We start from the raw sequence: 12,659 nt of genomic DNA on the forward strand, positions 1-12,659 counted from the left end.
GATCCGTCATCCATGAGTCCAACACATGTTTTTCATTTCATCGATCGTGATTCACGATGGATGGATGGAACTTCAGCAGATGCGGTACGTCGTCGCGGTGGCGGAACTCGGCGGCTTCACGCGTGCCGCGAAGCGGTGCCTGGTCGTCCAGTCCGCCCTGAGTCATCAGATCGCACGGCTGGAGAAGGAACTCGGCGCCCGGCTCTTCGAGCGGACCAGTCGGCAGGTGCGGCTCACCGCCGCGGGCGAGGCGTTCCTGCCCGCGGCCAGGCAGGCGCTGGACGCGGCGGAACGGGCCCGGACCGAGGTCGCCGCGACGGCGGGGGAGGTACGCGGCAGGCTCGCGGTGGGCGCCATCCCGACCGTCGCGGCGGTCGACGTACCGGCCGCCCTGCGGGCCTTCCACCTCCGCCACCCGCACGTGCACATCGTCCTGCGCGACGGTGCGAGCAAGGACCTGGTCCGGGACGTGCGGGACGGCACGCTCGACGTGGCGTTCCTGGGGGTGCTGCCGAGCTACCGGCCCAAGGGGGTCAGGGACCGGGAGCTCGCCACCGGCGAACTGGTCGCCGTCGTCGCCCCGACCCACCCGCTGGCGGGCAGCACCGAGGTCGGTCTGGACCGGCTGGCGACGGAGAAGTTCGTCGACTTCCCGGACGGCACCGCCGCCCGTGCCCAGTCGGAGGAGGCGTTCGCGGCGATGGGTCTCACCCGCGAGGTGCCCTTCGAGGTCAGCGGCACCGACTTCATCGTCGGGCTGGTGCGCAGCGGGCTCGGCGTCGCCCTGCTGCCAGCCGCCTTCGCGGCGGAACTGACCGGCGTGCACACCCTGTTGGTCCGGGAGGCGCCCGCCCGCACGGAGCGGCTCGTCTGGAGCCGGTTCCGCCCCACCCCGGCCGCCGCGGCGTTCCTGGCCGGACTCGGCGTCGACGCGGCGGCCGGTCCCGGGGAGTCTCCCGCGCCCGGTGTCCCGGACACCGGTCACTGACGGGGAGCCACCGCCCGGGGAGGAAACACAGGAGCGCCGCGCCGAGGACCGGAGCGGCCGACCTCGTGTCCGCGGCCCGCGACGGCCCCGTGCACGCCGTCCGGCGAGCAGCCGTGGGCGTCACGATCCGTGGACGTCCGACCGGACCGACCGGGCGGCCCCGTGCGTTCCGCGGGGACTGCTTCGCGCCATCCGTGCCGGACCGGCCGCGGGGCGGGTGCCGACGGTCATCACCGGGCAGGTACTGGTGTACGAACGGGAAGAGGAGCCGGCGCCCGCCACCGAGGGGCGCACGAGGCGAGGGAGCGTACCGTGTGGCAGTTCTCCGACGACCGTGGCCAGGTGTCCACCGCCGAGCGGACCCCGGCGAGAGTGCTCGCCTACGTGCAGGCCGGAGCGACCCTGTGGGACCACGGGGTGTGCCCGAGCGCGATATTCGGCTCCGACCACGACGACGACGCCGTGCCCGACACGGCGAAGACGGGATCGCTCCCGTCCGAGGGCGTGCGTTACGTCGGAGCGGGCAGCGCCCTGGACGCCGCCACCCTGCTGAGCACGGAGCCGGACCTCGTCGTGGCCGTGAGCTACGGCGGCGGACAGGTCTACGGGATCGCCCCGAAGACCGCCCAGCACCTGGAGGAACACGTGCCGGTCGTCGTCATCGACGTGGGCGGGGCACGCTCCTTCACGGAGATCGGCAACCGGTTCGCGCACCTCGCCGAATCGCTCGGGGCCGGGTCGGTACGGACCGCCGAACAGTACCTGGAGGCCGCCCGGGACCGGCTGCGCGCGCAGTGCGCCGGACCCGGCCGGCCCCGTGTCCTCGCCCTCTCCCCGGCCGGGCGGGAGCAGGCCCACCTGGCGCGCCCCCGCATGTGGCCCGAGCTGCGCGCGCTGGCCGAACTCGGCGTCGACCTCGTGGAACCGGCCGAAGGACCGGGCGCGAACTGGTCCACGGTCGGATGGGCCGAGGCGCGGGCGCTGCGCCCCGCGACCGTCCTCGCCGACATCCGGGCCCATGCCGCCCCGATCGACGGACTCCGGAGCAACGAGGACTGGACGGCGATCGAGCGGGCCGCCGAGGTGGTGGACTGGAACCCGGAGCCGGTGTGCAGCCCGCAGGCCCACACGCGGTTCCTGGGCCTCGTCGCGGACGCGCTGGAGTCCGCCACCGGCCGGTGAGGAGGGGTCCGACCGCGGGTTGACGCGGCCGCGGGGGCGCGGACGGCATCCACGCTCCCCGCCCGCACGGGCGCGCGTGCGCCGTACGAAGGCTTCCGGTCGCGGCCGTGCGCCACCGCCCGCAAGCCCGACGGCGTCCGGTTCCCCCACGCGTGCGGGCAGGATGGGGGTCCGACGTGTTCGCGGCCCGCACCGGCCCCTTGCGACAGCCGCGGCACCGCATGCCAGGAGACCCCCATGCCCGACCGATCCGACCTGCTGGTCATCGGAGAATGCGTCGCCGACATCGTCCGGCTGCCGGGCGAGGCCGCCCGGGTCCATCCCGGGGGCAGCCCGGCCAATGTGGCCCTCGGCCTGGCCCGGCTCGCACACGCCACCACGCTGCTCACCCAGCTGGGCCCGGACGACAACGGCAGGCTGATCGGCGACCACCTCGCCGGCGCCGGGGTCGAGGTCCGCACGGACGGCGCCCCGGTGCCCACCCCGTCCGCCGCGGTGAGCCTCGACCGGGACGGCCGGGCCGCGTACGCCTTCGAGATCGCCTGGACCCTTGCCCCGGTTGCTCCGGCCCGGCCGCCCCACCACGTCCACACCGGTTCGATCGCCGCGGTGATGGAGCCGGGCTCGGCCACCGTCCTCGCCGCCGTCGAGTCGCTGAGGACGTCCGCGACCGTCAGTTTCGATCCCAATGTGCGGCCGGCACTGATGGGCGAACACGACGCGGCCGTCCGCAGGATCGAGCGCTGTGTCGCGCTCGGCGACGTGGTCAAGGCCAGCGACGAGGACCTGGCGTGGCTGTACCCGGGCGAGGAGCCGGAAGCGGTCGCGGAGCGCTGGCTGGACAGCGGCCCCGCGCTCGTCCTCGTCACCCTGGGGGACAAGGGCGCCCTTGCCGTCTCGGCGGGCGTGCGGGTGGCGGTCGGCGCGCCCGTCACCGATGTCGTCGACACGGTGGGGGCGGGGGACGCCTTCATGTCGGGCACCCTGCACGCCCTCGCCGCGCACGGGCTGCTCGGTCCCGGCGGCCGGGACCCACTGCGGCGGGCGGGCCGCGCCGTCCTCGCCGACGTCCTGCGCCACGCGGCGGCCTCGGCCGCCGTCACCGTGGCCCGGGCGGGGGCCAATCCGCCGGACGGGGCGGAACTGCGGGCCGCACTCGCCCGGGTCTGAGCCCGGCGGACCGCCACGGACGGCGGAACGCGGTCACCGGAACGGGGTACGGGCCGGTGCGAGCGGCCCGTACGTGACTCGTTCGGATCATTCACCGCATCCTCAATGGGGCTACGGCCGTTCGACAACCAGTAGGCATGATCGATTATGGAGGAGGGGGCGGAACATGGGGCGGGACGACACCGGTGTCGCCGTGACCGGACTGGGGATGGTGACCCCCGCGGGAGCGGACGAGCGCACGTTCTGGGAGGGATTGTGTTCCGGGGCGTCCGCGGCCCGGCGCTGTGACGAACTGGCCGGGCTCCCGGTCGACTTCGCCTGCCGGGTGGAAGGGATCGACCTGGACGAGGCCGTCGGCGGGCGCTCGGTGTGGCGGATGGCGCGTTTCGTGAAGATGGCGCTGGTCGCCGCCCGCCGGGCGGTGGCGGACGCCGGGCTGTCACCGGAGCGGTGGGACGGCGCGCGGGTGGGTGTGGTGCTGGGGGTCGGGGTGGGCGGGGTCGCGGTGCTCGCCGACAACGTGCGCAGGCTGGACGACGGCGGTCCGGAATCGGTGTCGCCGCTCCTGGTCCCGATGATGATGCCCAACGCCGCGGCGGGGGAACTCGCCATCGCGCTGCGGGCACACGGTCCCAGCCTGGCACCGGCCACGGCGTGCGCGTCCGGGGCGACCGCGATCGCCGTCGCCCGCGACCTGTTGACGAGCGGGCAGTGCGACGTGGTGGTGGCGGGCGGCGCGGAATCCGTGGTGACCCCGCTGGTGGTGAGCGCCTTCGCGGGCATGGGAGCGCTCTCGCGGCGGACCGGTGATCCGGCGGGCGCGTCACGGCCGTTCGCCGCGGACCGGGACGGCTTCGTGCTCGGCGAGGGAGCGGCCGTGGTGGTGCTGGAGCGCACGCCCGACGTGTACGCGCGCGGCGGACGGGCGCGGGCGCTGCTGGCCGGCACTGGTTCCAGCACCGACGCCCACCACCCCACGGCGCCGTCGCCGGACGGGGCCGGTGCCCGCAGGGCTGTGCGGGCGGCGCTCCACGAGGCGGGCTGGGCCGCCGACGAGGTCGATCACATCAACGCCCACGGCACGTCCACCCGGCTGAACGACGCGATGGAGACCGAACTCATCTCCGCGGTGTTCCCGCACCGGCCCACGGTGACGGCACCCAAGGGCGTACTCGGGCACACCCTTGCCGCGGGCGGGGCGATCGAGGCGGTGGCCACCGTACTGACCCTGGAACGCGGCCTCGTGCCCCCGGTCGCCAACCTGGACTCGCCGCCGGACGGGTTCGGTCTCGACTGCGTGGTCGAGGAGCCCCGCGCGCAGGACGTCGAGCGGGCGCTCAGCCACTCCTTCGGCTTCGGCGGGCACAATGTCGTGCTCGCCTTCCAACGCGCCTGTTCCGAAAGGCTGGTTCGGGATCACGGCGACGGACTGCCCCCGGTGTCCTAGTCGTTGACTGAATCGTTGACGGTCCATGACCTCAACGACCGACGGCCCGTTCACCGAACGGTCCACGGAACTCCTCACCGCGGTGCTCCTCGGCGACGACCACCGCCGCGAGCACGGCTCCTGGCGGCGGCTGATCGGCACGGAACCGTTCCGCCGTCCGGACCGCCCGACCCCCGAGGAACTCCTGGACCTCGCGTACGAGCGGCTCCGCGTCCTCAACGACAGCCTCGACAGCGGCGCCCGGCTCGCCGCCGACCCCCGCGCCCTGGCGGCGCTGCACGAATGGCTCGGCCCGGTCGACCCGACGTTCACCACCGTGGCCGGCATCCACTACAACCTCTTCCTCGGCAGTCTCCTCGACCACGACGACCGCCGGCGCGATCTGTCGGACTTCCTCCGCCTGCGGAGCGTCGGCACCTTTCTCTGCACGGAGGTGGAACACGGCAACGACGCGGCGGCCATCGAGACCACGGCCCGCTACGACCGCGCACGCGACGGGTTCGTGCTGCACACGCCGCATGCCGGCGCGCAGAAGTTCATGCCCAACACCAGCCCGGCGGGCGGCCCCAAGACCGGCCTGGTGGCCGCGCGGCTCCTCGTCGACGGCGACGACCAGGGGGTGTTCCTCTTCCTCGTACCGCTCACCGACGCAGAACGCGCGCTCCCCGGTGTACGGGTCCGCAGGCTCCCCGCGCGCATGGGCAGTCCGGTGGACCACTGCCTGACCTCCTTCGACCGGGTCTTCGTGGGGCGCGACGCACTGCTCGGCGGGGATCACGGGCGGATCGGTGAGGACGGCGGGTTCAGCAGTGGCGTCGGCAATCGCAGGCGCCGCCTCCTCGCGTCGATCGGGCGCGTCACCGCGGGCAAGATCTCGATGAGTGCCTGCGCGGTCGGCTCCGCGCGTGCGACGCTCGCCGTCGCCGTGCGCTACGGCGCCCACCGCCGCGTCTCCGGGCCCCGCGGCACGGGGCGCGTTCCGGTGATGGCCCATCGCAGCCACCACGGGCCGCTCGCCGGGGCCATGGCCACCGTCTTCGCGATGAGCCTGCTGCACCGCAGGGCGCTGGACCGCTGGGAGACGCACAGGGGCCGGGTGGGCCCCGGCCGGGAGGAGGCGGAGCGCCTGGTCGCCGTAGCCAAGGGGTGGATCACCTGGCAGGCCCGGTCCGTGATCGTCGAATGCCGTGAACGGTGCGGTGCCCAGGCGCTCCTGGAGAACAACGGCATGAGCGCACTGCTCACCGGGGTGGAGGGCGCCATCACTGCGGAGGGCGACAATCTGGCCATTCACGCCAAGGCGGCCGCGGAAATGCTCTTCGCGGCCGAGCAGCGCGAGCCCCCGGCCCCCCGGGGCGGCGGACCGGGCGATCTCTCCGACCCGCGGTTCCTGGGCGGCCTCCTGGAAGCTCTGGAGGAGATCTGGTTCCGCCGCGCCAGGCGGCGCATGGGAAGCACCCCGCACGGCGATCCGCTGAGGCGGTGGAACGCCGCTTCCGGACCCGCCCTGCGCGGCGTGGAAGCCCACGCCCACCGGCAGGCCGCCGAGGCGTACGCGGACGCGGTGGCCGGTCTTCCGTGCGGTCACGCCCGGGATCAACTCACCAGACTGCAGCGCCTGTTCGCACTCGACCGGATCGCCCGCAACAGCGGGGACCTCCTTGCCGCGGGGTATGTGACCGCGGAACAGGTCGAGTTGCTGCCGGATGTCCTGGACGGGTTGATCACCGACGTCGCCGACCGGCTGCCCGAACTCGTCGATTCCTTCGCGCTGCCCGCCGAACTGCTCGCGGACTGGCCCATCGCGGGGGCCGACTACGTCGACGCGTACGACGATCCGGACGCGTCCTGGCGGCGGGACGGCGGCCGGGCGACGGCTCCGGGGGAGCGGTGAGAGCCGGGACCGGTGCGGGAACGGGCGTGCGCATCGATCGGGTGCGGGAAGCCGCGGGGGCCCTCGGTGTACGTGTCGTTCTGCTGGTCGTCTGGGGTACGGCGGCCGTTCTGGCCCGGTGGTGCACGCCGTCGCCGACCGGCGGTGCCGAATCGGTTCGCCGCAACGCGTAACTGGATCCACGTCACCCAGTTGATCGGACGTCGGGACGATGCGTCCCCACTACACCGACAGTCGTACCGAATGATGGAGAGGAAGCTCATGAGTACGATTCACCCGAGGATCACCGAGGTCCTGACCCACACCTTCAAGGTGCCGGCCGCCGAGATCCGTCCCGAGTCCACGATGGACAGCCTGGAGATGGATTCCCTCGCCGTGGCCGAGTTCGCCGTGCTGCTCAGGGAGACGTCCGGCGGCGGCGATCTGGACAGGCTTCCCAAAGGCGCCACCCTGGCCGACATCTCGCGGTACCTCGGCGCACCCACCGGCGGCGGGATGCCGACACGTGACGAGGCACACCTGAGCAACGCCCGATGAACAGGCCGGAGATCGCCGTCACCGGCCTGGGAATGATCACTCCGGTCGGCAACGACACCGAGTCCACCTGGAAGGGCGTGTGCGCCGGCGTCTCGCCGGTGCGCACCGTCCCGGAACTGGAGGGCTGCGCGATCGATTTCGCCTGCACGGTCGACGGCATCGACCTGGACACCGAGATCGGCGGCCGCACGTCCTTCCGGATGGGCCGGTACGTCAAGTTCGCCGTTCTCGCCGCCAGGGAGGCGGTCGCCGATTCGGGGCTCGATCCGGCGACATGGGAGGGCCACCGGGTGGCGGTGGTCGTCGGCACCAGCAGCGGGGGTTCCGCGGCGCTGACCGAGCAGGCCGTCGTCCTCGACCGGCTGGGGCCGGACGCCACGTCGCCGTCGGGCATCCTGCTCACCATTCCGAACATGCCCGCGGCGGAGATCGCCATCCAGTTCCGGGCCACCGGCCCGAGTCTGGCACCGTGCACCGCCTGCTCCTCCGGCGCCACCGCCCTGTCGGTCGCCCGCGACCTGCTGGTCACCGGCCAGTGCGACATCGCGATCGCCGGAGCCACCGAGTCGATCGTGTACCCGGTCGCCATGGCCGGGTTCGCCCGGTCCGGTGCGGCGGCCCGGGCGGACGGCGCCCCGGCCAGACGGTGCCGGCCCTTCGCCGCCGACCGCGCCGGGCTGGTGATGGGCGAGGGCGCCGCCGTCATGGTGCTGGAACGGGCGGCCGACGCGGCGGCCCGCGGTGCCGCGCCGCGGGCACTGCTCGCCGGCACCGGCGCCACCACCGACGCCCACCACCCCACCAGCCCGCACCCCTCCGGCACGATCGCGCAGGCCGCGGTCGAGGCCGCGCTGCGCGACGCCGGCTGGGCGCCCGACGACGTCGACCACGTCAACGCCCACGGCACGGCCACACCGAGCAACGACGCCACCGAGGCCGCCCTCATCGGCCGGGTCTATCCCCACCGTCCTCCCGTCACCGCCCCGAAGGGCGTCCTGGGCCACTGCATGGGGGCAGCCGGGGCGATCGAGGCCGGACTGACCATCCTGACCCTCGAACGGGGTGTCGTGCCGCCGATCGCCAACCTGGACGCCCCGGCCCCCGAGTTCGACATCAACTGCGTCGTCGGGCAACCGTTGCGGCGACCGGTCCGACGGGCCGTCAGCCACTCCTTCGGCTTCGGCGGGCACAACGCCGTGCTCGCCCTTCGGCGGCCGTAGCGACCGGCAGGTGGTGGCGACGGGCGCGGGCATCCCGTGGCCCCGGCGTACCACCGGCGCCGTGGGCCCTGCGGCGACGAGCGGTCGTGCGCGGGCGCCGCCGGGCTCCGACGGTCGGGCAGGCCGGACGACTCGTGCGTCCGGGGCCGTCGTCCACGGTCATCGCCCGGTCCGGGACGGCCCGGGCGGCTTCCTCGCTGCGCCCGGTCCCGCCCGGCCCGCGGGACGCGGAGGGGGCGGACCCGTGGCGTCACCCGGCTCCGCCCCTCATGTCGCTTCCGCCCGCCGCCGTTGCGGCGTGCGCCCGCGCGCGGGTGTCAGCGGTTGCGGCCCCGGCCGAACTCACCGCCCCGGCCGCGCTCGCCGCCGATGTTCTTGCCGTCGGCGTAGTCGATCTGCTCCTTGCGCAGTTCGGCGGAGATCTCCTTCTGCTCGGTCACCCTCTCGGTCTCCATGCGCACCCGTTCGACGGGCACGGTCTCCTTGCGCATGGTGGCGCGCTCGGCGTGCAGGGTGACCTCGACGTCCTGCTCGCGGATGTCGGCGGCCCCCGTCGCCTTCTCGCCGGGCTGCAACGGCTCCCGGATCACCCGGACCTCCTCGTGCGTCAGCGGTACCGTCCGGGTGACGTTCTCCGTGACGACGTACTTGTGCAGGCGGGCCTTGCCGCTCTCGTACTCCTCGGTGCCGAGGCGCAACTGCTCCTCGGATCGGATCATCTCCTCCTTGCCGATCGGACCGGCGGACCGCTCGGTTCCCGCACCGGCGCCGACCAGGGGGCGACCCGTCGCGGCGGTCCCGCCGCGATGCCTGCCGGCGCCCGCCCCGGCTCCGACTGCGCCGGTCGTACCCGACGTGGTGCTGCGGGAGGTGTCCGCACCGGAGGCCGACGGGCCCGTCATGGCCGAGGTGTCGCGCCCGGTGCCGGACGCGCCCATGGCGCCGGTCCCGGCGGCTCCCGCGGCGCCCATGGCCCCGGTTCCCGTCCGCGACGTCGTGGTCCCCGTGTCCGTCCGTCCACCGAGCCCTGCCGTCGTGTTCCTGGCGAGGCCGTAGTGCCGGTAGAGCTCTTCCTCCTCCACCACCGACAGATGGGCGTCCGCGTCCACCCGGGGAGCGTCCTTGACGCGGTCCTTCGGGTGCGAAATGTGCAGGTCGGAGCCCACACGGCGGGCTCCGGCAAGGGGCACGAAACTCTCCTTCATGCCGAACAGGCCGGTCTTCACCGTGATCCAGTCCGGGCGACCGGTGTTGTCGTCGACATACACCCGGCCCACACTGCCGACCTTCTCGCCCGCGGTGTCGTACACCGACAGACCGTCGAGTTCTCCGGAATCCGTGAAACCGTCAGCGGCTCCCATGACCGATTCCTCCTCACCCGGGCGCGTCCTGTGGCTGGGTCCATCAGGGGAGGCGCGTCCGTTTCCCATCGCGCCTCACCCGGATGGGCGCTGCAACCGACCCACTCGCCCGGGCGGACCGCCGCATGCGCGCCGCATCGGCGGTTGCGGCTCCGCACGGCGGTGCGCGGACCGTACCTTCGTTAGGCCAATCGGGTGAGGGTGGTGAGTGTGGGCGGTGGCCCCGCCACGGGCGCCGCGCCGACTTGCCCGATCCACGACCGCGGCGCGCCCGGCGAGACGGGCCCGCCGGAACGGTCCCGGGCACCCCGGGGAGACCGCAGACCCGGCGCATATGATCGATCGGCCGGTCGTCGGCCTCGTCCCGTCGTCCCACCGGGGGTGTCCCATCCGTTCCGTACGCATCCGGCTGCCCGAGCAGCGCGGTGAACTGCTGTCCCGGCGCGAGGAAGGCGTGGATCTCCACCACCTGGTATGGCGACTGGGGCCCGGGTGGCGGGTGTGCAGCAGCGCCGTGCTGGGGGGTGGAATCGGCCCGCGCGAGTGGATCCTCAACGCCCAGGTGCCCGGCGGCTACCCACGTCTGGACCCCGACCGCCATCTCGCCGAGATCGCCGCGGCGGAGCGGCTCACCGGCCCCGGCGTCGGGCTGATGACGGCAGCCGACGTCACGGCGTACACCGCCGCGACCGACGGGGGCGCGACGGCGACCGCAACCTGCGGGCTCGGCGTGCGCGGCTGGGCCGCCGCCCCCGGTGCGGACACCGGGGAACCGCCCCGGCCGGGCACGGTCAACATCGTCGTCACCCTGCCGGTGGCACTCTCCGACGCGGCGCTCGTGAACGCCGTCGCCACCGCCACCGAGGCCAAGGTGCAGGCACTTCTGGACGCGGGCCTCGACTGCTCCGGCACCCCCACCGACGCCGTCTGCGTCGCGGCTCCCTCCCCGGGAACCGGTCCCGGCGAACTCTTCGCCGGACCCCGTTCCCGCTGGGGCGCACGACTCGCCCGGGCCGTGCACGCCGCCGTGCTCGACGGGGCGCTGCGGCAACGCTGAACCCCGTCGGGCCGAGGGCCGACCGGGGCGCCGGCGCACGGCGCAGGTGAAGCGCGCCGGGCAGCAGAGCCGCCCCACCGGTACGGGGGAGCCCGGTGGGGCGGTCGTTTCCCAGACTGCCACAGCCGACGTCCCGTCGGGGCCGACCCCCGTAACATCGGCGGTAGTTGAGTCGAAATCGACGGTGGCACGGTCGCGGGCGCATCGGCCGGCGGAACCGGGCGCGCGGGTGGCCGACGACGGTGCGCGTCGCGGCGGGGAGCCCGCGGTGGTGCAGCGAGCGGCTGCCGAGTCCCGGGAGCCGGGCCGATTCCCCGGTGTCCGACGGGTGTGGCACATCGTCCACGACCGGCCTCACCCGGCCCGCCGGAACCGGCACGTAATCCACCGGGCCGCGCCGTACGAACCGACCCGGCTCCGGGGCGCGCGAATGCGGGCGGGTGCGACGGGCCGTGCCGCGGCGGTGTCCCCGGACGTGTCCATGGCCGGAAAACAGCGGATCCGCCGAGGTCTCGTCCACGGGTTCATCCGGCCGAGGGCTGTCCCGTCGTCCCCGGCGGGCCCCGACGACACGTGCTTCCCCGCACTCCCGGCCGTGCGCGAACGGGGAAGGCCCCATTCCCCATTCCCCGGCAGCTCGGCGGGGCGCCGACCGGAGACGGCGCCGAACCCGCCGGGCGCGCCGGAACGTTGCGGTCCGGTGAACAACCGGCCCGTGCGGGAATACGGGCGCGGGCACGCTCCTTCCCGCTGCTGTGGCCGACGGCGGACCGGGCCGGCCGAACCGTCGCGGACCGTCGCCGTCAGGAACCGGGAGAGAGGACGCACATGCCCGAGGTGTACGTGTTCACGCGCGACGGCGGACCGGGGGCCACCGCATGACCGCGTTCCGCGCCGCGACCGACACGCACCCGCTGGACGACCCGGTGGGCGCCGCACTCACCGGCCCGCACGCCCACTTCGCGCGGCGACGCGGCAGCATCCTGCGCTACCACCCGGACGTGGCACCGTGGTTCGCGGTCCCGGACGCGCCGGGGGCGGGGGACTGGGCGGATGCCGCGGCGCTCGCCGGACCTGGCGGGGCCGTCACCATCACCGCGTTCCGGGAGCCGCCGCCGGACGACTGGGAGATCGTCTTCCACGCCGAGGGCGTCCAGCTCGTCGACGCGGGGGTTGCCGCCGAGCCGTTCCCCGGGGCCGTACGGCTCGGGCCCGCCGACGTGCCCGAGATGCTCGACCTGGTCGCCCGCACCCGGCCGGGGCCGTTCCTGCCCCGCACGGTGGAGCTCGGCACCTATCTCGGTGTCCGCCGCGACGGGGCGCTCGTCGCCATGGCGGGCGAGCGTCTGCGCCCGTTTGGCTGGAGCGAGATCAGCGGCGTGTGCACGGACGAGTCCGCACGCGGCAGGGGGCTCGGCGGCGCACTCGTCCGCGCGGTCGCCCACGCCATCAGGGAGCGCGGCGAGACGCCGTTCCTGCACGCGGCCGCCTCCAACACCGGCGCCGTCCGGCTCTACGAGACCCTGGGGTTCGTCCTGCGTCGCCGCACGTCCTTCCTCTCGGCGCTCGTCCCGCAGCGGTGGCCGGCGGGTGCGCCGGCCACCGCCGACGACCGGGCGACGATCGTGCGCTGACCGCACGCGGCGGGTCCTTCGCCCACGCGCGCACGGGTCCAAGGGCCCGCCGTCCCTCGTTCCGGGACCTTCGGCCGGGCCCGAGAGGCCGTAGGCCCCGTGCGCCGGCCCCGCCGGTCCGGCTGGACTGGGAGGGAACGCCGGCAACGGGCCGGCAGGCCCCGGGAGG

The 12,659-nt window shown here is 74.4% G+C and carries 10 protein-coding genes; 9 read left to right on the top strand and 1 reads right to left on the bottom strand.

The features are described 5' to 3' along the window. Positions 1–64: 64 nt before the first annotated feature. The 7 genes from ACFC79_RS11440 to ACFC79_RS11470 all read left to right on the top strand — a co-directional run bounded on the left by ACFC79_RS11440 (position 65) and on the right by ACFC79_RS11470 (position 8,438). Positions 65–988: a LysR family transcriptional regulator gene (locus ACFC79_RS11440; RefSeq protein WP_376238223.1), complete on the top strand. Its 924-nt coding sequence runs from the start codon at positions 65–67 to the stop codon at positions 986–988. A gap of 312 nt (positions 989–1,300) precedes the next feature. After that, entirely contained in the window at positions 1,301–2,170 is an 870-nt protein-coding gene (locus ACFC79_RS11445; RefSeq protein ID WP_376238225.1) for an ABC transporter substrate-binding protein, read from the top strand. A 237-nt stretch (positions 2,171–2,407) separates the two neighbouring features. Next, the gene (locus ACFC79_RS11450) at positions 2,408–3,340 is read left to right on the top strand and encodes a carbohydrate kinase (RefSeq protein WP_376238228.1); all 933 of its coding nucleotides are present in this window, start codon (positions 2,408–2,410) and stop codon (positions 3,338–3,340) included. Positions 3,341–3,506: 166 nt separating this feature from the next. After that, positions 3,507–4,787, top strand: coding sequence for a beta-ketoacyl-[acyl-carrier-protein] synthase family protein (locus ACFC79_RS11455; RefSeq protein ID WP_376238230.1), 1,281 nt, complete (start codon positions 3,507–3,509; stop codon positions 4,785–4,787). A gap of 25 nt (positions 4,788–4,812) precedes the next feature. Continuing rightward, positions 4,813–6,681: an acyl-CoA dehydrogenase gene (locus ACFC79_RS11460; RefSeq protein WP_376238232.1), complete on the top strand. Its 1,869-nt coding sequence runs from the start codon at positions 4,813–4,815 to the stop codon at positions 6,679–6,681. 261 nt (positions 6,682–6,942) lie between these two features. Beyond that, complete coding sequence (locus ACFC79_RS11465; protein WP_376238234.1) at positions 6,943–7,218, top strand: acyl carrier protein; 276 nt, start codon at positions 6,943–6,945, stop codon at positions 7,216–7,218. Next, positions 7,215–8,438: a beta-ketoacyl-[acyl-carrier-protein] synthase family protein gene (locus tag ACFC79_RS11470; RefSeq protein ID WP_376238236.1), complete on the top strand. Its 1,224-nt coding sequence runs from the start codon at positions 7,215–7,217 to the stop codon at positions 8,436–8,438. Before ACFC79_RS11465 ends, ACFC79_RS11470 begins: the two co-directional genes overlap by 4 nt. A 317-nt stretch (positions 8,439–8,755) precedes the next feature. Here the strand turns inward: ACFC79_RS11470 and ACFC79_RS11475 are convergent, their stop codons facing one another. After that, positions 8,756–9,799 carry a PRC and DUF2382 domain-containing protein gene (locus tag ACFC79_RS11475; protein WP_376238239.1) on the bottom strand — a complete coding sequence of 348 codons (1,044 nt, stop codon included), beginning with the start codon at positions 9,797–9,799 and terminating at the stop codon, positions 8,756–8,758. 334 nt (positions 9,800–10,133) lie between these two features. On the opposite strand from ACFC79_RS11475, the gene ACFC79_RS11480 reads away from it, so the two are divergent. Then, entirely contained in the window at positions 10,134–10,856 is a 723-nt protein-coding gene (locus ACFC79_RS11480; RefSeq protein WP_376238241.1) for an adenosylcobinamide amidohydrolase, read from the top strand. Between the two features lie 878 nt (positions 10,857–11,734). Further along, positions 11,735–12,490 carry a GNAT family N-acetyltransferase gene (locus tag ACFC79_RS11485; RefSeq protein ID WP_376238243.1) on the top strand — a complete coding sequence of 252 codons (756 nt, stop codon included), beginning with the start codon at positions 11,735–11,737 and terminating at the stop codon, positions 12,488–12,490. The last annotated feature ends 169 nt before the right edge of the window (positions 12,491–12,659 follow it).

The organism is Streptomyces sp. NPDC056061 (assembly GCF_042266885.1).
GTDB lineage: Bacteria > Actinomycetota > Actinomycetes > Streptomycetales > Streptomycetaceae > Streptomyces.

Bases quoted from the DNA above. Each gene is read 5' to 3' on its own strand.
- ACFC79_RS11450 (WP_376238228.1), top strand. From the start codon at position 2,408: ATGCCCGACCGATCCGACCTGCTGGTCATCGGAGAATGCGTCGCCGAC.
- ACFC79_RS11465 (WP_376238234.1), top strand. From the start codon at position 6,943: ATGAGTACGATTCACCCGAGGATCACCGAGGTCCTGACCCACACCTTC.
- ACFC79_RS11460 (WP_376238232.1), top strand. From the start codon at position 4,813: ATGACCTCAACGACCGACGGCCCGTTCACCGAACGGTCCACGGAACTC.
- ACFC79_RS11470 (WP_376238236.1), top strand. From the start codon at position 7,215: ATGAACAGGCCGGAGATCGCCGTCACCGGCCTGGGAATGATCACTCCG.
- ACFC79_RS11480 (WP_376238241.1), top strand. From the start codon at position 10,134: ATGATCGATCGGCCGGTCGTCGGCCTCGTCCCGTCGTCCCACCGGGGG.
- ACFC79_RS11485 (WP_376238243.1), top strand. From the start codon at position 11,735: ATGACCGCGTTCCGCGCCGCGACCGACACGCACCCGCTGGACGACCCG.
- ACFC79_RS11455 (WP_376238230.1), top strand. From the start codon at position 3,507: ATGGGGCGGGACGACACCGGTGTCGCCGTGACCGGACTGGGGATGGTG.
- ACFC79_RS11475 (WP_376238239.1), bottom strand. From the start codon at position 9,799: ATGGGAGCCGCTGACGGTTTCACGGATTCCGGAGAACTCGACGGTCTG.
- ACFC79_RS11440 (WP_376238223.1), top strand. From the start codon at position 65: ATGGAACTTCAGCAGATGCGGTACGTCGTCGCGGTGGCGGAACTCGGC.